Source organism: Martinezella sp. CNPSo 3959 (assembly GCF_057784355.1).
This window is the reverse complement of the sequence record NZ_JBXSOV010000009.1, coordinates 205,790-227,266: the sequence shown is the minus strand read 5'-3', so window position 1 is coordinate 227,266 and position 21,477 is coordinate 205,790. Positions and strand designations below refer to the sequence as shown.

Here is a 21,477-nt window from a genome sequence, read left to right as displayed (position 1 = left end):
GGGAAATTTACCAAGAATCCGTAATATATCTGCGCATAGCGCAAACGGCGGATGAAAATCGAACGCGATGAAATGCTCGTCCGAAACGAAAAAGATGCGCAAAATCCAATACTTCGTAAAGAAGATATGCAGCGGGCACAAAGCCGGAGGTTGCAGAAATTGCAATTTCACGCCAAGTATCTTTACTTGATTTTCAGTGTTTACCCGTGAAAGCAGCAGTGTCGATATCAGGCGCAGCTGACCGCATCGGAAACTGCCCCTCACCCTGATGGTTATTGTTGGGATCTTTGCGTGCGCGTTCTTTCCTGCATCTTCACGGAGCACAATCTGTGGCTCGTTCTCCTGGCGGCGTTCGTCTGCGTCAGCGGCGGATGGATCACCCTCAATCTGCTCCGCCGAGCCGAAAAGACGCGCGACCTTCAACGTGGCGGCTGGATTTTTCTGACCGCCGTGGCTGCCGGTTCGTCGATCTGGTGCACGCATTTCATAGCCATGCTGGCCTATGAAGTCGGCGCGCCGGTCACCTTCGATCCCATCCTGACGATGGCCTCGTTTCTTTTGGCCGCCATCGGCTGTGCCGGCGGTTTTGCGATCGCCTTGTCGCGCCTGCCGCGCATCGCACCGGAATTCGGCGGAGCCGTCGTCGGCCTTGCCATCACCAGCATGCACTATACCGGTATGCTGGCCTACCACGTCGATGGCATCGTTGAGTGGAACCAGGGTTATGTTACCGCTTCTGTTGCCCTTTCGGTGATTTTTGCAGCGCTTGCCCTCAATCAGGTCGTGCGCCGGCCTTGGCAGCGCTCCCCGATCGCCAGCCTCGCTCTCTTCGTCATCGCCGTGGTCTCGCTTCATTTTACGGCGATGACGGCCGTCTCTGTCACGCCGCTCGCAACCGGCGCTGCGATTGCGGACGCCTACGCACTGAAGGCTATGGCGGTTGCCGTTGCCGGCGGCGGATTGCTGATCATCGGTACAGGCGTGGCGAGCTACATGATCGACGAGCGGGCCTCGCGCGAATCCATCGAGAAGCTTCAGCATATGGCACTCAACGACCTGCTGACGGGCCTGCCCAACCGCAGCAGTTTCACTGACCATCTGCAGCGCGAGATCGGTCATGCCAAGGAAGACGGCGTAAAACTCGCGGTCATCGGCATCGACCTCGATCGCTTCAAGGAAATCAACGACCTGCGAGGACACAAGGCTGGCGACCAGGCACTGAAGGCAATCGGACGACGCCTGCTGCGCCTCGTCCGGGACGGCGAGTTCGTTGCCCGTGTCGGCGGTGACGAGTTCGCCGCCGCCAAGCGCTTCCGGGAGCAGAGCGAGCTGCTGGATTTCGTGGCCCGGCTGGAGAAGGTCCTGTTCGAGCCCATCCGGATCGACGATTTCGAGACGGCGACAGGGGCCAGCATCGGTGTTGCCATCTATCCCGACGATGACGTCGACCAGGAGCGCCTCGTCAGCAACGCCGATCTCGCAATGTATCGCGCCAAGGCCGACATCGGCCGCGCCGTCTGCTTCTATGAATCCAAGATGGATGAAGCTGCCCGCGCCCGTCATACGCTGGCGCAAGATCTACGCCGCGCTGTCGAATTGGATCAGCTCGACCTGCACTATCAGGTACAGACATCAGTTCGCACAGGGCTGATCTGCGGCTACGAGGTCCTCGTCCGCTGGCATCATCCCGAGCATGGCGCGGTGCCGCCTTCGGAATTCATTCCGATCGCGGAAGAAAGCGGCACGATCCTCGTCATCGGCGAATGGGTTTTGCGCACGGCCTGCAAGGAGGCAGCATCATGGGAACAGCCCTACAAGATCGCCGTCAACCTCTCGCCCGTACAGTTTGCTTATGCGGATCTCGCAAAGCTCGTTCATACGATCCTTCTCGAAACCGGCCTTGCGCCATCGCGGCTGGAACTTGAAATTACCGAATCCACAATCATTGCCGATAAAACTCGGACCTTGCATGTCCTGCGGCAGATCCGGGATCTCGGCGTGACCGTTGCCATCGATGATTTCGGCACCGGATATTCCTCGCTCGATACGTTGCGATCCTTCCCCTTTGACAAGATCAAGCTCGATCGTTCCTTCATGAACGAGGTGGATCACAGCATTCAGGCAAAAGCGATCGTTCGCGCGGTACTGACGCTCGGCAAGAGCCTGGATATCCCTGTTCTGGCGGAAGGCGTCGAGACCAACCATCAGCTCGAAATCCTGCGCGTCGAAGGCTGCGACGAGGCACAAGGCTTCTTCCTCGGCCGGCCAAAGCCCGTCGGGCAGATCTTTCAAATGGAAGCATCGACAGAGGATGACGAGGCATCGGCATTTTCCGGCCGGCTGCCGCCCTATCGCATGCGCCGTCGCTAGGAAGTTCCACACGCGTCAATGCAAATCTTCAGCAATTGCAGGGCGCAGACCGCGCCCTCCCTTACTTATGCTTGATTTCGTCAGCTGCGGCCGTTCGCGATATCAGATCGAACGGTCCGAAACCTCACCGATCCATTCGCTTTCAAGCTCGATCGCAACGGCGGAGCGGATATCGAGAGCATTGGCAGCCACGAGAAGCTCATAGCGACCGGCGATAGCTCGAAATGCTCCGATCCGCTCGTCGAAATAGCTCAGATCGCGCGGACGAACGACAAGAGAGGCGGTGCCTTTTTCACCCGGCATCAGCCGAAGCTTGGCAAAGGCGCGCAACTCCTTATCCGGCCGCTCGACTGTCGAAGCAGCCGCGCGCACGTAAAGCTGCACAAGCTCCGAACCGGCTCTGTCGCCGGTATTCATGATATCGACCGTCACGGTGATGCCATCCTGGTCCATTCTTGTTGCCGAAGCCTGCGCCTCGCCCCAGGAAAATCGCGTGTAGCCCAGACCGAAGCCGAAGGGGAACAAGGGCTCAATGTCGCGCTTATCATGATGGCGATATCCGACGAAGACGCCCTCGGCGTAACGCACATGCCCATCCTTGCCGGGATAGACGGATGCGTCGCCAACCATGGCGGAGTTATCCGATAGGCTCTTCGGGAAGGTCTGCGGCAGACGTCCGCCAGGCTCGACATCGCCGAAGAGGACATCGGCAACGGCATGTCCGAGCTCCTGACCGGGATACCACATCTGCAACACGGCCCGAACCTTGCCGAGCCAGGGCATCTCGATGGGGCCGCCGGTCTGCAGCACGACAATGGTATTGGCGTTGGTGGCCGCTACCCGGTCTATGAGTTCCTCCTGACGACCCGGCAGGCGCATATCTGGCAGATCGAGGCCCTCCGTATCCCACTCGCCGTCGCGGCCGACAAAGAGCAGAACGACGTCTGCATCGCTTGCCTTTTGGACGGCATCCAGCATCGCCTCTTCGCCGAGCGGCTTCTCCACGCCGAAGCGTACCGCCGTCAGATTGATCCCCTCCTCGGTCGTCGCGGACGAGCAATATTCGACCACCACCCTGTAGCTCTGTCCGGCTTCCAGATGGATGCCCTGTCGCTGCTCGACATTGGCGGTGCCGAAGTAATTGTCGCCGCGAGCCCAGCCGTCATAACCGTTGACGACGAGCTTGCCGTCGACAAAGAGCTTGGCAAGACCCGCATTCGTCATACCGAATACATGCTCCCCGCTCTCCGTCGGCACATAGGAGGCCGTCATCCGGGCGGAGAACTCATTGGGATCGAGCTCGGAGGACGGCAGATCGAACCAGAAGAACTCACCCTTGCTTGCCGTTTCGGTGGCCATCACCGGTCCTGCAAGATCGCGGCCCCTAAAATAGTCCACCCGCATCTCACCGGAGAAGACATTGATGAGGCGATTGTTGCGGCAGCCGGTAGCATGGTGAATGCTGTTGGCATTCGACAGTGCCTGCCGGATGCCTTCCAAGGGGCTGACCCTGTAGTGCGCTGCGATCTGGGCGCTGCCGCCACCCATGACCCGGGCTTCGGCGGCATTCGGCCCGATAACAGCCACATGCCCAAGGCCTGCCTTCTGCAGCGGCAGAATGCCGTCGTTCTTCAAGAGCACGGCACCCTCGGCTCCGAGCTTGCGGATCAGCGCGCGATCCTCAGGCAGATCAAGCGCGTGTTCGCTCAAATCGGGCGTCTTCTCGAAGGCGCCCACCCGCTCAAGCAATGTCAGAATGCGGCGAGCAGCCTCGCGCACCGTTTCCGACTTGACCTCGCCGTTGCGCACCGCCGCCACGAGCTTTTCGCCACGGTCGCGCGTCGGACCAGGCATTTCCAGATCGAGCCCGGCGTTGACGGTCGCCGCCGTCGAATGGGAGCCGAACCAGTCCGACATGACGATGCCGTCGAATCCCCACTCCTCCCGCAAGACTTTGGTCAACAGCCAGGGATGCTCGCTCGTATAGGTGCCATTCAGCCTGTTATAGGAGGACATGACGGCCATGACGCCGGCTTTTTTCACAGCCTGCTCGAACGGCGGTAGATAGATTTCGCGAAGGGCGCGTTCATCGATATCCGACGACATCGTCTGGCGCTCGATCTCGGATTCATTGCCGGCAAAATGCTTGATCGTGGCGGCAATACCCTGGCTCTGCACACCCTGGATATAGGCGACGGCAAGAGCGGCCGTCAGCATCGGATCTTCCGAATAGCATTCGAAATTGCGGCCGTTGAGGCCGGAGCGGTGAATATTGACCGTCGGCGCCAACAACACCGAGGCGCCCTTGCTCTTGGCCTGGCCGGCGAGCGCCACGCCCATACGTTCGACAAGGGCGGGATCCCATGTGGCGCCAAGCGCGATCGCAACGGGAAAGCAGGTCGCATTGACGCCGGCAACCAGCGAGCCGGCGCCGCGGGCTCCGTTCGGCCCGTCCGTGACCTTGATCTTCGGGACGCCAAGGCGCTCAACCGGCACCGTGGTCCAGAAATCGGCGCCGGACAGCAGCGAAACCTGCTCTTCAAGCGTCATCCGGTCGAGAATATCGTCGATCATTTAGGCCTCCCGAGCAATTCCCTGGCTGTTCCACCGTCCATCGGCGACGAAGATTCGCATTTAAGACCAACAAATCATAAACACGCCAGATGCTCTTTGGATAAATCGGTAAACCAATGAAATAACATATATTTTTCCGTAATATTCGGTCTTTTCCGCATCGGGACATGCGTGGCAACCAGTCGGAAATCATAAATTTGGTGCTTGCACGGGTATCGCCGATGGCAGCGCCTGGCAAAAGCGCCGGTTCGCTAAAATGCGAATAATCTTTTTCCGAATAAATTTGACCGCGTCGGATTTCATGAGCCCAACTCATGGAGCCGAGTATGCGTTCACTTCTCGTCGCTGCAAGCTTTCTCTTCGTCGTCGGCATGTTGTTTTCGACGGCAACGACGGCAAAGCCCGTGGCCAATACCGCCGCGGCGCACGCGCACCAATTTGCGCGCGAGGTGACAGATGCGAGCGTACCCGTCGGCTGGATCAACTTCTGCAAAGCGCAACCAACCGAATGCGTGGCCGGCCAAAAGAGCACGGAATTCGTCAATCTCGATCGCGATCATCGGCTGCAACTGCGGCAGATCAACAGCCTGGTCAATCACGAGATCCAGGGCATCGGCGACAATGATCATTACGGCATCTACAAGCTCGGCATCGTCAATTGGTGGACCTATCCCGACGATGGTGCCGGCAACTGTAACGACTATGTCCTCTTGAAGAAGAAATTGCTCATCGAAGCAGGCTGGCCACGGTCTGCCCTGCTACTGACGGTCGTCCTCGATACCCATAACGAGGGGCATCTTGTCCTGATGGCGCGCACGAGCGACGGCGACCTCATCCTCGACAACCTTACCGATGCAGTCAAAAACTGGAACGGAACAGGCTATACCTTCATCAAGCGCCAGACGGCCAACGATCCGAACAATTGGGTCCGGCTGGAATCGGGTCGCACACCTGAAGAGCTTGCCATGATCAGCAAGGCCTTGGCGTCTCATTCACAGTGATTGGCAGCCCAATAGCTATCGACCAGACCTTTGCCGTCTTGGTCCAGGATGGCAAAATTGCCGGGAATGACGACGAAGAAGCGTTCTCCGCTTTCCGCACCGGCGCTGCCATTTGCACTTGCCGCGTCGACACGACCACAGACGACGAAGCCTGGCATTCGTTCGCTCGGCTTGGCCGCCAGAATATGAATGGCAGAGGGCGGCACCTCTATGCGCCGCGCGACCGCTGCCTTGGCAAGCGCCGGGACATCCGCCATGGTCGGCAAGGCTTCGCCGGGGGCGGCTGCAAGCAAAATGCTCCCTGCGATCACGAGATGTTGCATCGACATCCTTTCGAAAGCCTCGACCACGGGAACGCAACCCTGGACGGCTATATCCCGTATGCCTCTGCAGCCGAAAGCTGCTTTGATCAAAGTTTATTGTGATTCGCGAGGCGGAAGAAGCTTGCGCTCTTGCCTTCGGATAACGATCGCGTATCAAGATCGTCCCCGCGCCGGAGTACATTTTGGAAAGTCAGCTTGCGAATGCGAACACGCCTGTCGATACTCCCGGCACTCGGTCTCCTTTTTATCCTTGCATTGACGAATGCCACTTCCGCGCGTGAGCTCGTACGCGTACCGCCGGGCAATCGCAACAGCGTTCAGCCGCCCATACCCAATACCTCGGTGCTGCGGGCCAAGGCCTTCAACACGACTTACGACGAAAAATACCAGAAGATCGTCGGAGTGCTTCGCGACGACAAGGACTTGATGGCCTCGATCAGGAAGGCCGGACAGGCCTACCAGATCGATCCCATTCACATCGTTGGCGCCCTTGTCGGCGAGCACACCTACAACATCACGATCGTCAACAGGGTAAAGTCCTATTACGTCAAGGCGCTCGCCTATTCGCAGTCCGATTTCAAGTTTGCCTATAAGGACGTGACGGTCCAGACCTTCCTGAAGAAGCCGGAATTCGCCCATTGCGACGCCTTTACCGGCAGCGCCGAATTGTGGGAATGCCGTGACGAGACCTGGGACAAGAGTTTCCGAGGCAAGGTCATCGACGGCGTCGCTTACGAAAACATGACCTTCCAGCGCGCCTTCTTTCAGCCTTTCTTTGCCGGCCAGACCTTCGGCCTTGGGCAGATCAGCCCTTTGACGGCCCTTGAAGTCACCGATCTCGTCCATGCGACGAGCGGCCTGCCGAAGCTTTCCGTCGATGATCCGCAGGCAATCTACCGCGACATCATGGATCCCGATCGCAGCGTGATCTATATCGCCGCTATCGTAAAGGATGCCATCGACGCCTACCGCGCGGAGGGTTTCGACATCACCGACAACCCCGGCCTGACGGCAACGCTTTACAATGTCGGTCAGCCGCGCCGCCGTGCGGCCGCCCTGCGGCAAGCAGCGGACGCTACAGGCGGGAAGAAACTGCCGGAAGAAAATTATTATGGCTGGCTGGTGAATGATAAACTGCCGGAGCTGCGCGGGTTGCTCGGCAGCGACAACAGCCAATAGGCCGGCAGAACTTCACCAATGAAGACCATCGGCCTAATCAGGCGATCAGGCTGACGCGATCATTGGCAATCTTGTTTTCGACCCAGGCTCGTTCATTCTGCCAATCATGCCGCTTCCATCCTTCCCAGCCGAAGCCGCATAGCTTGATGTCCCATTCGGACGCAGGGAACCTTGCGAGCGCATAACGGATGCCAAGAAAGCCTGTGCTGGGAAAGACCTTGTGCATGCGGCGCCCGGAAATACCGAGCTCACCGCAGCCTGCAATATAGGTCTGCGGCGGCATGATGCGGATCTCCTTGCCAGCCCTGCCCAGTAACTCGATTGCCTGCATCGTCCAGTCAGCCCGTCGGCCCTGCAGACGCTGGAAAATGTTGGGTCTTGGATGATATTTACGAATGATATCGGGGTGGTAGGCCAGCATGAAGACCTTTGCGGCCTTAAGCGCAGCGTTATCCATGAAGCCGGGATCGAGAAGCCGCCGATACAAGATCTTGCTCGATGCGGCCAGCATGATCATGTCGGTGCGCTCGCCGCTCAAGCCGCCGGAAAGGATCGGCTCGTTGAAACGCATGACGAATTGCGCCTCGTCCACGATACCGGCGATATCGCGTTCCAGCTTGCCATTGCCGACAATGATTGCAGTCTTACGCACCAATACGGTCGTCCAGAAAATACGGGCCGTGCATTAGCAAGAGGTTCTGACAGCACACTGAAACATTGATGAGGCGGAACTGAAATCCCTTCGACCCAGTCGCAGCAGCGCAAAGCGAATGAATTGGCTACAGAAAGTAACGGAACTTCAGTGGAAGCAGCGCCGCGCCGATCGCGCTGGCATCACCTTTGGTTTCGCTGAGAACCAGCCGAGGTCCGGGCGGTGCGGCACCATAGCGGTGCGGACGCTGCGACGGCAGGCGGGCGCGCGCGATCATCATTCGTCCAAGCTCGGGCGGTAGCTGGCCACCGAAGACGATGGCCTGCGGATCGATCACCCCGGCAAGCGTAGCGATCAGACGATCGAGCATCGGCATGGTCTCGGAGAGCCAGCTCTCGACGCCGGGCCAGGAAGGGTCGAAATTCCGTTTCAGTTCCTCGATGGAGCCTATGTCGACACCGCTCTCCCGCAATGTGGCGATGAGATATTGCAAAGCCGGCCGGCGCAGCATTTCGTCCGGATTGTAGATGACGCTGAATTCCCCGGCATTCCCATGGAAGCCCAGATAAGGCCTGCCTTCCAGAACAAGACCGCCGCCAAATCCATAATTGAAGGAGAGGTATGCAAAGGTCTTGCACCAGCGCCCGACACCGCGCAGGCTCTCGCCTATGGCGCCCGTCGTTGCGTTGTTTTCCAACCAGACCGGAACTCCGAACACATGCTCGAGTTCCGGCTGCAGATCGACCAGAGACCAGTCGCGCAGCGGCTCCGGGGCATTAAAGCGACGATCATCGCCGACGAAGAAACCCGACATGGCAAAGCCGAGCCCAATGAGGTTCTCGCGCGATATTTCGTGGTGCGCCAGCATCGAACCCAGTTTCTCGTCAAGGATTGCGAGCGTTGCCTTGCGGTCGGCGGACACGCCACTAAGCACCTCCTGATCGACAATGCTGCAGCCGAAATCGGCAAGCGACAGTGTCACGGCATCTGTGTTGACGGAAATACCAACCGAATAAACCGCCTGCCGCTCCAGTTCGATTGTTGGGCTCGGCTGCCCGCGCGCGCCTTTGAATGGCGCACCGGCGCGAAGCAAGCCGCGGGCCATTAGCGCCTCGACGAGACGATGTACCGATTGCTGCGTTAAGTTGGTGTGGGCCGTCATGGTCGCGCGCGGGATCGGCTCGCGGCTGCGGACAATATCGAGGATGAGGCGCTCGTTCTCGCTTGCCAGTGGGAATTTTTCAAGCGCTACCATGACTGCAATCCTGATCCTGTCATTCTGACCTAGCCGTTCGCCTATCCGGGCACAATCCAGACCCATATTCGCGGCTGCTCGTCATAAATATTACACTTTATGTGTATTAATAACCATAACAGCGATCGGTGCCAATGCACCGCGTCGGCCGCAGCCATTGGTGCTCACATTCGACATCGCCCCCGCATCCGCTCATTCCGCCTGAAAACCGACAGCTCACGAAAGCTCTTCCCATGCACAGCCAGACCGCCACCTCGCCCTTATCCCGCAATGCCGATATCTACGACCTCCTCTCCCGGACCAATCCAAACATTCTGACGATTGCCCATCGTGGGCTTTGGTCGGCAGCTCCCGAAAATTCATTGGCGGCAATCCGTGCGGCAGCCGAGCTTGACGTGGAATTCGTCGAAATCGACACGCAGGCGACTGCCGACGGCCATCTCGTCGTCATTCACGACAAGACGCTGGACCGCACCACGTCGGCTAAAGGTGTGGTCGGAGCGAGCAGCTTCGCCACAATCCGCGAGGCTCGACTGCGTGCCGGCGCCGGCGGAGAGATGGCAGCGTTGACGGATGAGCGTGTCCCCACGCTCGAAGAAGCACTGGAGGAGGCGCGCGGGCGCGTCTTCGTCAATATCGACACGAAATTTCCGCGTGAATTGCCGCAGGTCATTGCCGCGGTGCGCCGGCTAGGTGCCGAGGATCACGTCATCATCAAGTCGGATGTCGAGCCGCAAAGCGGCTCATTCCCCGTGCTCGATGCCGATTGGTTCGGATCGATCCCGCATATGCCGATGTTTCGCGTCCGGCCCGGCAAATTTACCGAGGACCTTCGAATGATCGAACCGCTCAAGGCGCCGATGATCGAGGTGAAATTTACCGACATTGCCGATCTCGCAGCCGGGCGCGAGGAACTCGAACGCCAAAATATCCGGCTCTGGATCAATACGCTCGATGTCTCCTACAATCTCGACTTCAACGATAGCCGGGCGCTTAGCGACCCTGAAGGCGTATGGGGAACGCTTGTTGACGCTGGCGTCGGCGCCATCCAGACCGATACGAATGTCGAATTCAAGCGGTGGCTCGCGACCAGAAGCGGCAAATAAAGCCCCTTCGGCTTAACGCGCAGACAAGAAAGCCCGGGCGGTTTCTCATCGCCCGGGCTTTTGCGTCCTCCGGCGCTGTCAGCAATCCAAAGCGAAGCCTTCGTGCCTGCGGAGGGAGCGTTTCTCGGCAGCAACCTTACCAATTTTGGTCCTCTGAAGGGCAAATGCTGCACCGCGAAGAAAATGATACGAAAATGAATTAAAACTGATGTGAAAATGAATTTTGAATGTTGACTTAAGGAATCGCTGAACTAGTTCCCGGTCATACGCCGGGGTCCGCCCCATCCATAGCGACCATATGATCCTGCATAATCCTGTGCAGCCGTTGCAGCAGCTAAGACGCTGTTACGGCAAGGAATATTCGTGCGGTTAAGAGGTCGCATCATAGCGCAGTGGGACTTCGGTATCGCATGAGCAGCATCACTGGACGGCTCGTCAAAGGAAGCATGTGGCTAAGCCTGTCCCGGACCATCGTGAACGGACTTGCAACGCTCAGCACCTTCGTATTGGCCCGCTATCTGGCGCCCGCCGATTTTGGCGTCGTCGCCCTTGGCATGACGATATTGATGATCGTCACGACCATTACCGAACTTTCCCTTTCGGAGGCGCTGATCCGTCATGCCGCACCGGACGAATCCCATTTCAGTGCTGCCTGGACGCTGAATGCCGCGCGCGGGCTGGCGATCTGCATCCTGTTTGCGATCTTTGCCTATCCGGCGGCGGCCCTTTTCAATGAGCCTAGACTGGCGGGCGTCATGTTCGCTCTCGGCATCAGCATGCTGCTTGGTGGTCTGACGAATCCGCGCCGCATCATGCTGCAACGTGATCTGATCTTCTGGCAGGAGTTCGTGCTTGCGGTCTCGCAGAAATTCGCCGGCTTCGTCGCCTCCGTTGCAATCGCCATCATCTATCAAAGCTATTGGGCGCTGATCGTGGGCACGCTGATCAGCCAGGCGACGAATGTCATCGTCTCCTATCTCGTGCTGCCCTTCCGCCCCAGGATCACCTTCCAGCACATGCGGGAGTTCTTCTCCTTCTCCGCCTGGCTGACCGCCGGCCAGATCGTCAGCACGCTCAACTGGCGTTTCGATTACCTGCTTGTCGGCAAGATGCTCGGCGGCATCCAGCTCGGCTATTATTCGGTCGGCAGCAACCTCGCCATGATGCCAACGCGGGAGGCGACCGCTCCGCTCACGCAGACGATCTATCCGGCGTTTGCCGGTATTCACAACGATCCCGGCCGGTTAGCCGCCGCCTATCAGCGCGTACAGGCGCTGGTCGCGGCAGTCGCCCTTCCAGCCGGGATCGGCGTTGCCGTGACGGCCGATCCGCTGGTCAGGCTGGCGCTCGGCGATAAATGGGCGCCAGTCATCTTCATCATCCAGTCGCTTGCTTCGGTCTTTGCATTGCAGACGCTGGGCTCGCTCGTACAGCCGCTCGGCATGGCAAAGGGCGAGACGCGCGTGCTCTTCGTCCGGGACACGCAGATGTTCTGCCTGCGCGTACCGATCATGATCGGCGGCCTGATGCTCTATGGCCTTCCAGGGGTCATTGCTGGGCGCGTCTTCACGGGCCTTTTCAGCACGGCCGTCAACATGATGCTCGTGCGACGCTTCACCGGCATTACCGTTGCAAAGCAATTGTCGGTGAACCTTCGGGCACTCGCAAGCGTCGCCATCATGGCAGCGGGCGTCTCGCTCGCCTCGAGCCATCTTGCCTACACGGACGACAAGTTCGTGCTCGTGACGCATCTCGCAATCCTGATCCTGCTCGGCGGCCTGCTCTATTGCGGTTCGACGCTCCTGCTGTGGACGCTGATGAAGCGGCCGGCCGGCCCGGAAACGGAGGTCCGAAACATACTCGGCAAGGTGCTGCCGAGACTTCGGCCTGCCTGAAGCGCGGCCGATACCGGCCGGACCGATTGTCATCTGAATGGGGGAATGGGGAAATGACATTACCAGCAAATCAACAGCTGATCGCCAAACTGGACAATATGATCCACGATTGCCTAAAGGATTACATCAGCAATGATGAACCTCTGGCGATCCTCGACTTTCCCGACATCCGCAACTGCGGCGACTCCGCCATTTGGCTCGGTGAAATGGCTTATCTCAACAGGCGATACGGCAAGCGCCCGGCCTATGTCTCGCGCATCGACGATTTCTCGCCCGAGCAACTCGAGCGCACTATGCCGACCGGCCCAATCTTCATTCATGGCGGCGGCAATTTCGGCGACATATGGGATGCGCATCAGGACTTCCGTGAACGGGTTCTGGAGCGATTTCCCAATCGGCAGGTAATCCAGTTCCCGCAATCCATCCATTACAAATCGCAGGCACGCATAGAGGAAAGCGCCCGCGTCATCGGACGTCACAAGCATTTCGTATTGCTGGTGCGCGACGAGGAATCGAAAGAGTTTGCTCATAAGCACTTCGATTGCGAGGTGCGCCTTTGCCCGGACATGGCCTTCAGCATTGGCCCAATCCGGCCGGAGGCCCCGGAATTTCCCGTGCTTGCCATGTTGAGATCCGATCTTGAGAAGGTGGGCGAGGCCAATCTCTCCGCCTATCCCGATATTCCGAAAGAGGACTGGACGACCGAATCCGCCAAGCGAGTGCGCATCTCCAAGGCGATCGGCGCGGCAACGGCTCTCATGGCTCTCAAACCGGCGGAAATAAGGTTGCGCAAGCTCGACGCAGCGGCACATAATCGTCTTAGACGCGGCATACGCCAGATTTCCCGCGGCCAGGCGATCGTCACGGACCGTCTGCATGTCCATATCTGCTCGATCCTGCTTGGACGGCCGCATGCGGTGCTGGACAACAGCTATGGCAAGATACGTCGGTTCATGGCGGCATTCTCCGGCGGCACCGATCTTGCCTACCGCGCGACCTCGCTCGATGACGGTATCGCTTGGGCACGCCACCAGGCGACACAGCCATTGGCCCCCGCTGCCTGACAGGCCGCGTCGTAGGCCTACAAAAATAATCAGGCGAAGGCGCTTCACGTGCCTTCGCCTGATATTGGCTCGATCCAGCCTGGGAGGCAACCATCCGGGCAGCGCAGACAAACCGCCTGCCCTTTCCCAAAATCGCTCTTAACGGGCGTTGTACTTCGCATCGACCTCGTTGATAGCCTTGACGTTGCCGGCCGAGCGGCCATTCTCGTCAAACGTTTGCACCAGGAAGGCATCAGCGATCGCCTTGGCGAGCTCAGTGCCGATGACGCGGGCACCCATGGTGATGATCTGGGCATTGTTCGAGAGCGCCGCGCGCTCCGCCGAATAGGTGTCATGGGTCAGAGCAGCGCGAATACCCGGCACCTTGTTGGCCGAGATACAGACGCCGATGCCGGTGCCGCAGACGAGGATCGCCTTATCATAGGTGCCGTCGATGACGCCGGAGGCAACGCGGTCGGCGAGGTCGGCGTAAAACGCATCAGGCCCTTCGTCAGTGCGCGATACTTCGTACACCTCGAAACGCTCCTTCAGATGATCGGCGAGAACCTTGGCGAGGCCTTCACCGGCGCTGTCTCCAGCAATAGCAAGCTTCATGATATGTCTCCTCAGAGTTTGGCGGCGCACTTGGCGAGAATGTCGAGATAGCCCTCGACGTTCCAGGCGGAGCGGCCGATGAAGAGCCCGTCTACATTCGGGCAGGATATAAGTTCCTCACAGTTTTGCGGATTGACCGATCCGCCGTAGAGGCACGGAATTTTGCGACCGAGCACCTTTTGCGCGACCGTAATGATTTCGGCCTGGCGCGCGTCGGCATAGGATGGCTCGGCTGGAATGCCCTTTTCCCCGATCGCCCATACCGGTTCGTATGCGAGCAGGATCTCGGCCTGTTTCTGCACGCCCGAGAGTTTCGACAGAGCGCCGACGACCTGCTCGCTGAGGATCTCCGTTGCACGGCCGCTTTCACGATCAGCCAGCGTTTCGCCGGTGCAAATCAACGGGATCAAGCCATGACGGACGGCCGCCTCTGTCTTGAGGCCGACGGTTTCGTTGGTCTCGCCAAAATACTCGCGACGCTCCGAATGGCCGAGCTCGACGATATCGAGATGGCAATCCTTCAACATCAACGGCGAGATTTCCCCCGTCCACGCACCCTGGTCGGCCCAATGCATGTTCTGGGCGCCCACCTTGACGGAGCTTTCCGACAGGATCGACTTGACCTCGCGCACGGCCGTGAAGGGTGGAATGACAAAGCGCTGGATGCGAGGATCCCGAAGAACATCGGCGGCACACAAGGCCTCGGCGAAGGCGCGGGCCTCGGCAAGCGTCTTGTTCATCTTCCAGCTCGTGCCGATCCAATAGCGAAGCTTCTCTGTCATGGCATATCCTGGTTCGAGGCGATGGTAAGAGCGATGCCGTCGCGGCGAAATTGCTCGAGGATGTCGGCATCAGGCGCGTGATCGGTGATTACGGCATCGAAATCGGTCAGAGCTGCCATTACGTGCAGTGCGGTATGGCCGATGCGCTGATGACTGACAAGCAGGCAGCTCCTGGCAGCCGATGCGATCATCGCCCGCTTAGTGCGCACGACGTTATCGTCCATGTGATAGGCAAGCTTGCCGGAAACGGCCGGCGTCGACAGGAAGGCGATATCGGCCCGCAGCCGCGACAACGCCTCCTCGGTAACGACACCTAAATACGCGTTGAACTTGGCGGAATAGATGCCGCCGAGCGCTATCAAGGTGATGCCGCTTTCGTTCTTCATCCGATCGATGATTGCGGCATTGTTGGTGATCAGCGTCAACGGCCGCTTCTGCAGCAGCATCTCGCCCAAAACTGCCGCCATCGACCCATCGTTGATCATGACTGTCATGCCGGGCTCGACCAGTTCCAGCGCCGTGCGCGCCATGGCGAGCTTCTCGTCATGACCCTGGCGCTCGCGAAAACGGAAATCGCTTTCGAACTGCGTGCCGGCATCGATCGTCGCACCGCCTCGGACCTTGCGCAACACGCCGGCCTGTTCGAGATCATCGAGATCGCGGTGGATAGTCATCTTGGACACAACAAAGCGGTCAGCGAGATCGTCGAGATCGACGGTCTTGTGTTCGATGAGCAGATTGATGATCGATTGCTGGCGCTCTTCGCGTTTCACCTTGCACTCCGGCCTTTGGCTCGAAATGGATCTTAAAGGAGATATAACATCAAAATCTCACAAATCAACATTTCTTCTGTTATATTGAGATGAATTTCTGTTTTATGCCGCAGCATCACACCTCATCCTTTAGGAGTGCCCGCGCCGTTTTCTCATCCGTTATCAAACCGTAGAGACAGTGGCTCTTGAGGACGGCGCGGATGGCCTCGACCTTCGGCAATCCGCCCGAGAGCGCGACCAGCCGCTCGCCCTTGAAGCGCGGCAGGGAGGCAGACAATGTGCGCGAGGTCAGCGTCGTCTCAAGAATATTGCCGTCGCCATCGAAGAAATGGCCGAGAATTTCGCCGACGCCGCCGGCCGCCGTGATCTCCTTGATCTCCTTCGGCTCGACCATGCCCGACAAGACGAGCTGCGCATCGGTATCCACGGTGCCGAGACCGACAAGCTTGAGATCGGCACCGTTTGCAAGATCGAAGACTTCCTTCACGCCGCGCTGCGCAAGCAGCACATCCCGGTCTTCCCGCGTATTGGCGAAGAAGGGCACCGGCATGACATGCGACTGCATGCCGGTCTTTTCGGCTATGCGGTGCATCACGTCATAGGGGTTGGCTGCATAGTTTCGCGTCAGGCCACCGAGCAGCGAGACAAAACGCAAATCCTTGGCGCTGACGCGCGACAGGTGATGGACGGCGGAAGAGAGCGTTCGGCCATGGCCGAGGCCGATGACTTTATTGTTGCCACTCTCGATTTCACGACGCAGGAAGCCGGCACCCGCCTGGCCGAGTGCGCGAAACTCGAAACCTTCCTCGCCAAGATCGGGTGCGACCTCGCAATATTGCAGCCCGAACCGCGCTGAAAGCTCCGTTTCAAGCTCGACACATTCGACGATATCGCCGTCGATCGTTACCTTGACGACGCCTTCGGCAACCGCGCGCGCGATCAGCCTGTGCGCCTTCACCGAGGGAACGCCGAGACGTTTCGCCACCTCGGACTGAGTCAGCCCGCCGGCATAGTGCAACCAGGCCGCCCGCACGGCGAGCGAAGCATCTGCATCCGTCATCGTCCGTTCCCCTTCATTTTTCTACACATAGTCCCTCGCCTGTTCTCTCCGGCCATAGTGTCCGATCCGGCCACCTCCTCGAAAGAATTTGGTACCTGATGAATCGGGACTCGGCCGCTCCACCGGCTAGATATGCAAGTCACCAGCGCCCGTGTCGATATGAGGCGCCCAGAAGGCGACACTTTCGGCAATTTGAGCGATAACCTGACGATCGTTGGGCTCACGCTCCTTGAACGACAATTCCAGGCAGATCTCATTGTCCTTGGCACCACCTTCCGCGAAAGCCTTGAGCAAAGGTTCAGGCTGGATGCGACCCTTGGCATTAAACTCCGCCGTGAAGGGGCGGTGTCCACCTTTGTCCATCAGGCTCTGCTTGATGTGAATGATCGGAGACACTTTCGGCACGGAGCGCGCCCAGGCGTAAGGGTCATAGTCATCGGTATTGGCCGAGGTGACATCGCCGTGGTCGATATCAGCCATCATCCACATTGGAATGGCGAATGGCGCCTTGGTCAGCCTGTCCTGCAGGGAAAGGCAGGCCTCGATTGTCTCGCCGAATTCGCGGCCGATGCTCATCGGCTCCCAGAAGATATAGGAGAGGCCGGCAGCCCGGGCATGTTCGGCCACCTCGCCCCAGCAATCGATCGCAATCTCGATCAATTCCGCGCGGCGGACCGGATCGTCATAATCCTTATAGGTGAAGATCGCGAACTGCGTGCCGACCGAATGACCGCCGAGATCGGCGGTGATATCGGCAAAAGTCTTGAACCAGTCGATATAGTAGCGGCGAACATCCCTGTCCGGATGGCCGAAATGATTGAGACGGCCATACGGGCCGGTCATGCCTGAGGTTACGCGGACGCCGGTGCGCTTCAGTGCCACCTGCATATCCCGCGTCAGCCGGCGAATGACCGGCGCCTGCCAGCTCGGATTGATGAATTCGTGCGTCAGCTGCAGATCGCGGATGCGCAGATCACGCGCGACCGTTTCGATCAAATCGGCCGGCTCGGCAAAGCGATTGACAAGCGGGTTGGTGTTGAGTGAAAGCGTCAAGGGCATGCGTATTCTCCGGCAGGATCTGGTGGTTCAGGCGGCCAGCGCCAGTTCGGCATCGAACCAGGCGGCGAAGGCCGCCTTTTCCTCAGCTGTCATGTGCAGACCTTCCTTGGTACGCCGCATCAGCACGTCGTCGGCCGCCTGCGCCCATTCGGAGGCGACGAGATAGCGGACTTCGGCCTCATAGAGATAGCCGCCGAAATGCCGGCCGAGGTCCGCCAGCGACGTGGCATTGCCGACGATCTGCCTGGTGCGGGCGCCATAGAGATGGCCGTAGTGATTCACGAGCGCACGCGGCATCCAGGGATAGGCCGCACGCAGCGTATCGGCAAAGGCGACATAATCGGCATCGGGGATTTCGCCGCCCGGCAAAACAGCACTCCGCGTCCAGTCGCCACCCATCTTCGGGAAGAATTTCGCAAGCCGCTGCATCGCGTGCTCGGAGAGCTTGCGGAAGGTCGTGATCTTGCCGCCGAAGACGCTCAGGAGCGGCGCGCCACCGGTCTCGTCGAGATCGAAGACGTAGTCACGCGTGACAGCAGACGGGTTGCCCTTGCCGTCGTCGAACAGCGGCCGCACACCGGAGAAGCTTTCAAGCACATCAGACCTGCGCAGCTTCTCCTTGAAGTAGCGATTGACCGCCGTGATCAGGTAATCGATTTCCTTCTCGTCGGCCCTCACCTCTTCCGGCTTGCCTTCGTAGGGAATGTCGGTCGTGCCGATCAGTGCCTTGTCGCCTTCGTAAGGGTTGATGAAGATGACGCGCTTGTCGTGGTTCTGCACGAGATAGGCCTGCTGGCCGGCCCAGAATTTCGGAACGATGATGTGGCTGCCCTTGACGAGCCGGACGCTACGCTGGCTGTTCGAGCCGACGACACGGCCAATAATGTCGTTGACCCAGGGACCGGCGGCATTGACCAATACGCGGGCGCGCACCGTCCGCACCTCGCCGGAGCGCTCGCTGCGCATCTGAATGAGCCAGTTACCCTGCTCGCGGCGCGCGCTGACGCAAGCAGTGCGCGTCAGGATCCGCGCACCCTTGGCGGAAGCGTCGAGAGTGTTGAGAACAACGAGTCGGGCGTCATCAACCCAACAGTCGGAATATTCAAAACCCTTGGAATATTGATCCAGGATCGGCGCTCCCTCCGGATCGCGGTGCAGATCGAGCGAGCGGGTGCCCGGCAGCTTCTTGCGGCCGCCGAGATGATCGTAGAGAAACAGACCGAGACGAACCAGCCAGGCCGGACGATCCGTCGGGCTATGAGGAAGAACGAAGCGCATCGGCCAGATGATGTGGCTCGCCGAGTTCAACAGCACCTCACGTTCGATCAGCGCCTCGCGCACCAGGCGGAATTCATAATATTCGAGGTAACGCAAACCGCCATGCACGAGCTTGCCGGAGCGCGAAGACGTCCCCTCGGCGAGATCGCCTTTCTCGCACATGATAACCGAAAGGCCGCGGCCGGCCGCATCGCGGGCAATGCCGGCACCATTGATGCCTCCGCCAATCACGAAAAGATCAAAGATTTCCGGTTCCATCATGTCATGCTCCTAAGGATGCCTGTGGCATCATCAATTCAATCTTTTAAGCCGCGCTCGCTCGCCGGCCCGATAACGGCTAGTGCTGGGCCAGTTTGTCCCAAGCCGGCGCAATCGCCTGGCGCACGTCCTTGTAGGCGTCGAACAAGCGGTCATAGCGCTCGACATTTTCCTGATCCGGCGCTTCGGCTTCGCCGAGCAGCGGCGTCACCCAATCGGCAATGCAGCTGTCCATGTCCGGATAGGCGCCGATCGCGACGGCGGCCATCATCGCCACACCTGCGGCCCCCGCCTCCTCGCGGTCGGAAATGCGCACCGGCGCCTTGACGGCGGCCGACAGAGAACCCCGCAGTGCGCGCGACCGGGCAGCTCCTCCCGTGATGCGCAGCTCCGAAGGCATGTCGCCCATGGCGGCATAACAATCGCGCGTTGCCATGCCGAGCCCTTCGACGACAGCCCTCAGCATGTCGGCAAATCCATGCCGCGTCGAAAGCCCGGTAAAGCCGGCACGCGCATGGGCATTGACGAAGGGACCGCGCTCGCCGGCCTCGGAAATATAAGGATGATAAAGAAGGTTCGTCGGCCGCGCTTCGGCAAACCAGGCGTCGATGCGCGGAATGAGGTCGGAATAGGAAACCTCGCTCCCGCTTGCGGACATCAGATCTGCCGCGATCTTCAGAATCCAGTCGATATTGATGGTCGCACCCATGTTGGTCTGGACCTGCGTGACGATACCAGGGATCGGCAAAGCGATCACATAACCGGTTCCCTCGTCATTGAGCTGGACATCCGGCACGGCCTTTGCGCGCATATGCACACCCGTCGATCCGATCGTTGAGCAGGCCGCGTTCTGGCCGCCGGTGCGAACTCCGGCGCCAAGTGCGGTCATCACCATGTCGACATAGCCGAGACATACCGGCGTTCCGGCCAGCAGACCGGCGGCCTTTGCCGCTGTTTCCGTCAAGGGATGGCTGATCTCCGTTCCATCGACGATCTCGGGAAGAAGCGTGCGCCGGCGGGCAAGGCCGAGCGCATCGATGACAACAGGATCATACTGACGATTGCGGAAATTACCGAAGGTGAAGCTCGCCTCGGATGGATCGGTCGCGCGAATGCCTGTCAGATTGAGATAGAGCCAGTCCTTGCAATGCAGCGCCGTCTCGGCCCGATCGAGAAGCTCAGGCATGAAGCGATCCATATGGGCGAGCTGCGCGCCCTGCTGACAGGTATTGAGACCGGTTCCGGTCGCCTCGAAACGGGCGCGGTTACCCTCTAGGGCGCTCAAACGCGTGACCGTCGATGCGGCGCGGCCATCAAGCCAAAGCCAGGCATCATCGACGGGCGCATTGCCTGGACCCACAAGCCAGGTGCCGTCGCCCTGCCCCGTAACCGCGATCGCAGCCGTCCGGGCGGCGAGATTTTCGACCTTCTCCCCAAGCCCGCGCAATGCGCTGACACAGTCCGCCCAGGTCTGGCCGAGCGACTGCGTGACCGATCCGTCTTCACCCGTCCGGTAGCGATTTCGCGCCGAAGCGGAAGCGATCTGCTTTCCGGTTAGGTCGAAGGCAACCGCCTTCAAAACAGAGGTCCCCGCATCGATCCCGATGATGATCCCGTCAGCCTTAGGCATTGGACGCCGACCCCACCATTCCGCGTCTTGCAACACGAGCGCAAGCAAACACCACAAACATTTTCATTCCTCCCCTTACGACCAAGGGCATAAGCTATGCTTGTCCGCATTCGTCGTCGCTATATTTGCCACTCCACAGACAGAATGACGAATGAAGCGCTACCTAACAGACATTGGATCCACGATTCATCCAGATACCGTTCTCATAACACAAAGATATCGCGGCTGCAGTAATAATTTTCTGGCGTTGTAATTTTTTTCATATAAAATAGATGTGAATGAACGCCGCGCCGTCACAAGTGGGAGCGGCGACTGCAATCGAAGAAAATTGACGTAACGGACGGAGCTTCTCAGAAAGGGTTAGTAAGACGTTGCAAAATATGTGTGCAGCGTTTCCATATTTACGAATTATTTTAATTACTTAAGCAATTTCCCTGTGGTTAAGGCGACTAAAGCGGCACCGATCGCAGGACGTCCGTACAGCACCAATAGAGCAGCAAGCTCAAGCGCGAAAAAACAGGAAACACTGGAACTCATAGAGGCCCACCGAATACAAAGTGCACTAAATCGCGGTTGACAGCCTGGAAGATTTATAACATATGAAGTGCGGTTATTAACATACTT

The 21,477-nt window shown here is 59.0% G+C and carries 17 protein-coding genes; 6 read left to right on the top strand and 11 right to left on the bottom strand.

Going from position 1 to position 21,477, the window contains the following annotated elements; translation table 11 throughout:
* Nucleotides 1-291 precede the first annotated feature (291 nt).
* Nucleotides 292-2,370, top strand: a complete 2,079-nt coding sequence (locus AC13RE_RS19825) for a putative bifunctional diguanylate cyclase/phosphodiesterase (protein WP_488564198.1) — start codon at nt 292-294, stop codon at nt 2,368-2,370.
* A 102-nt stretch (nt 2,371-2,472) separates the two neighbouring features.
* Here the strand turns inward: AC13RE_RS19825 and AC13RE_RS19820 are convergent, their stop codons facing one another.
* Entirely contained in the window at nt 2,473-4,944 is a 2,472-nt protein-coding gene (locus AC13RE_RS19820) for a beta-glucosidase (protein WP_488564197.1), read from the bottom strand.
* Between the two features lie 326 nt (nt 4,945-5,270).
* On the opposite strand from AC13RE_RS19820, the gene AC13RE_RS19815 reads away from it, so the two are divergent.
* On the top strand, nt 5,271-5,945 hold the full coding sequence (locus AC13RE_RS19815) for a transglutaminase-like cysteine peptidase (RefSeq protein WP_488564196.1): 675 nt from the start codon (nt 5,271-5,273) through the stop codon (nt 5,943-5,945).
* Here the strand turns inward: AC13RE_RS19815 and AC13RE_RS19810 are convergent.
* On the bottom strand, nt 5,933-6,268 hold the full coding sequence (locus AC13RE_RS19810; protein ID WP_112610652.1) for a hypothetical protein: 336 nt from the start codon (nt 6,266-6,268) through the stop codon (nt 5,933-5,935). The genes AC13RE_RS19815 and AC13RE_RS19810 overlap by 13 nt on opposite strands.
* 201 nt (nt 6,269-6,469) lie before the next feature.
* Here AC13RE_RS19810 and AC13RE_RS19805 point away from each other — a divergent pair, with 201 nt between their 5' ends.
* Nucleotides 6,470-7,447, top strand: a complete 978-nt coding sequence (locus AC13RE_RS19805; protein WP_488564201.1) for a DUF1402 family protein — start codon at nt 6,470-6,472, stop codon at nt 7,445-7,447.
* Nucleotides 7,448-7,484: 37 nt separating this feature from the next.
* Here AC13RE_RS19805 and AC13RE_RS19800 read toward each other — a convergent pair whose 3' ends face one another.
* Both AC13RE_RS19800 and AC13RE_RS19795 read right to left on the bottom strand, forming a co-directional pair.
* The gene (locus AC13RE_RS19800; RefSeq protein WP_488564195.1) at nt 7,485-8,102 is read right to left on the bottom strand and encodes a glycosyltransferase family 29 protein; all 618 of its coding nucleotides are present in this window, start codon (nt 8,100-8,102) and stop codon (nt 7,485-7,487) included.
* A 124-nt stretch (nt 8,103-8,226) separates the two neighbouring features.
* On the bottom strand, nt 8,227-9,354 hold the full coding sequence (locus AC13RE_RS19795; protein ID WP_488564194.1) for an ROK family protein: 1,128 nt from the start codon (nt 9,352-9,354) through the stop codon (nt 8,227-8,229).
* A gap of 233 nt (nt 9,355-9,587) precedes the next feature.
* Between AC13RE_RS19795 and AC13RE_RS19790 the strand changes: the two genes are divergently transcribed.
* The 3 genes from AC13RE_RS19790 to AC13RE_RS19780 all read left to right on the top strand — a co-directional run bounded on the left by AC13RE_RS19790 (nt 9,588) and on the right by AC13RE_RS19780 (nt 13,419).
* Complete coding sequence (locus AC13RE_RS19790; RefSeq protein WP_488564193.1) at nt 9,588-10,460, top strand: glycerophosphodiester phosphodiesterase family protein; 873 nt, start codon at nt 9,588-9,590, stop codon at nt 10,458-10,460.
* Nucleotides 10,461-10,870: 410 nt separating this feature from the next.
* A complete protein-coding gene (locus tag AC13RE_RS19785) occupies nt 10,871-12,355 on the top strand; it encodes a lipopolysaccharide biosynthesis protein (RefSeq protein WP_132720119.1) in 1,485 nt (494 codons plus the stop codon).
* A 53-nt stretch (nt 12,356-12,408) separates the two neighbouring features.
* Complete coding sequence (locus AC13RE_RS19780; RefSeq protein ID WP_488564192.1) at nt 12,409-13,419, top strand: polysaccharide pyruvyl transferase family protein; 1,011 nt, start codon at nt 12,409-12,411, stop codon at nt 13,417-13,419.
* Nucleotides 13,420-13,557: 138 nt separating this feature from the next.
* Here AC13RE_RS19780 and derI read toward each other — a convergent pair whose 3' ends face one another.
* The 7 genes from derI to AC13RE_RS19745 form a co-directional block, all read right to left on the bottom strand.
* The gene (gene derI / locus AC13RE_RS19775) at nt 13,558-14,013 is read right to left on the bottom strand and encodes a D-erythrulose-4-phosphate isomerase (protein ID WP_488564191.1); all 456 of its coding nucleotides are present in this window, start codon (nt 14,011-14,013) and stop codon (nt 13,558-13,560) included.
* An 11-nt stretch (nt 14,014-14,024) separates the two neighbouring features.
* The gene (locus AC13RE_RS19770; RefSeq protein ID WP_488564190.1) at nt 14,025-14,795 is read right to left on the bottom strand and encodes a triose-phosphate isomerase; all 771 of its coding nucleotides are present in this window, start codon (nt 14,793-14,795) and stop codon (nt 14,025-14,027) included.
* Complete coding sequence (locus AC13RE_RS19765; RefSeq protein ID WP_132720122.1) at nt 14,792-15,568, bottom strand: DeoR/GlpR family DNA-binding transcription regulator; 777 nt, start codon at nt 15,566-15,568, stop codon at nt 14,792-14,794. The genes AC13RE_RS19770 and AC13RE_RS19765 overlap by 4 nt, the downstream gene beginning before the upstream one ends.
* A gap of 115 nt (nt 15,569-15,683) precedes the next feature.
* A complete protein-coding gene (locus AC13RE_RS19760) occupies nt 15,684-16,628 on the bottom strand; it encodes a sugar-binding transcriptional regulator (protein ID WP_488564189.1) in 945 nt (314 codons plus the stop codon).
* 126 nt (nt 16,629-16,754) lie between these two features.
* Entirely contained in the window at nt 16,755-17,687 is a 933-nt protein-coding gene (locus AC13RE_RS19755) for a sugar phosphate isomerase/epimerase family protein (protein WP_488564188.1), read from the bottom strand.
* A gap of 27 nt (nt 17,688-17,714) precedes the next feature.
* Nucleotides 17,715-19,226, bottom strand: a complete 1,512-nt coding sequence (locus tag AC13RE_RS19750; protein ID WP_488564187.1) for a glycerol-3-phosphate dehydrogenase — start codon at nt 19,224-19,226, stop codon at nt 17,715-17,717.
* Between the two features lie 76 nt (nt 19,227-19,302).
* Nucleotides 19,303-20,853 carry an FGGY family carbohydrate kinase gene (locus AC13RE_RS19745; protein WP_488564186.1) on the bottom strand — a complete coding sequence of 517 codons (1,551 nt, stop codon included), beginning with the start codon at nt 20,851-20,853 and terminating at the stop codon, nt 19,303-19,305.
* Nucleotides 20,854-21,477 lie beyond the last annotated feature (624 nt).

Coding starts and splice junctions, on each gene's coding strand:
- AC13RE_RS19745 (WP_488564186.1), bottom strand. CDS start 20,853: ATGCCTAAGGCTGACGGGATCATCATCGGGATCGATGCGGGGACCTCT.
- AC13RE_RS19755 (WP_488564188.1), bottom strand. CDS start 17,687: ATGCCCTTGACGCTTTCACTCAACACCAACCCGCTTGTCAATCGCTTT.
- AC13RE_RS19805 (WP_488564201.1), top strand. CDS start 6,470: ATGCGAACACGCCTGTCGATACTCCCGGCACTCGGTCTCCTTTTTATC.
- AC13RE_RS19780 (WP_488564192.1), top strand. CDS start 12,409: ATGACATTACCAGCAAATCAACAGCTGATCGCCAAACTGGACAATATG.
- AC13RE_RS19750 (WP_488564187.1), bottom strand. CDS start 19,226: ATGATGGAACCGGAAATCTTTGATCTTTTCGTGATTGGCGGAGGCATC.
- AC13RE_RS19820 (WP_488564197.1), bottom strand. CDS start 4,944: ATGATCGACGATATTCTCGACCGGATGACGCTTGAAGAGCAGGTTTCG.
- AC13RE_RS19815 (WP_488564196.1), top strand. CDS start 5,271: ATGCGTTCACTTCTCGTCGCTGCAAGCTTTCTCTTCGTCGTCGGCATG.
- AC13RE_RS19795 (WP_488564194.1), bottom strand. CDS start 9,354: ATGGTAGCGCTTGAAAAATTCCCACTGGCAAGCGAGAACGAGCGCCTC.
- AC13RE_RS19760 (WP_488564189.1), bottom strand. CDS start 16,628: ATGACGGATGCAGATGCTTCGCTCGCCGTGCGGGCGGCCTGGTTGCAC.
- AC13RE_RS19810 (WP_112610652.1), bottom strand. CDS start 6,268: ATGCAACATCTCGTGATCGCAGGGAGCATTTTGCTTGCAGCCGCCCCC.
- derI (WP_488564191.1), bottom strand. CDS start 14,013: ATGAAGCTTGCTATTGCTGGAGACAGCGCCGGTGAAGGCCTCGCCAAG.
- AC13RE_RS19770 (WP_488564190.1), bottom strand. CDS start 14,795: ATGACAGAGAAGCTTCGCTATTGGATCGGCACGAGCTGGAAGATGAAC.
- AC13RE_RS19785 (WP_132720119.1), top strand. CDS start 10,871: ATGAGCAGCATCACTGGACGGCTCGTCAAAGGAAGCATGTGGCTAAGC.
- AC13RE_RS19790 (WP_488564193.1), top strand. CDS start 9,588: ATGCACAGCCAGACCGCCACCTCGCCCTTATCCCGCAATGCCGATATC.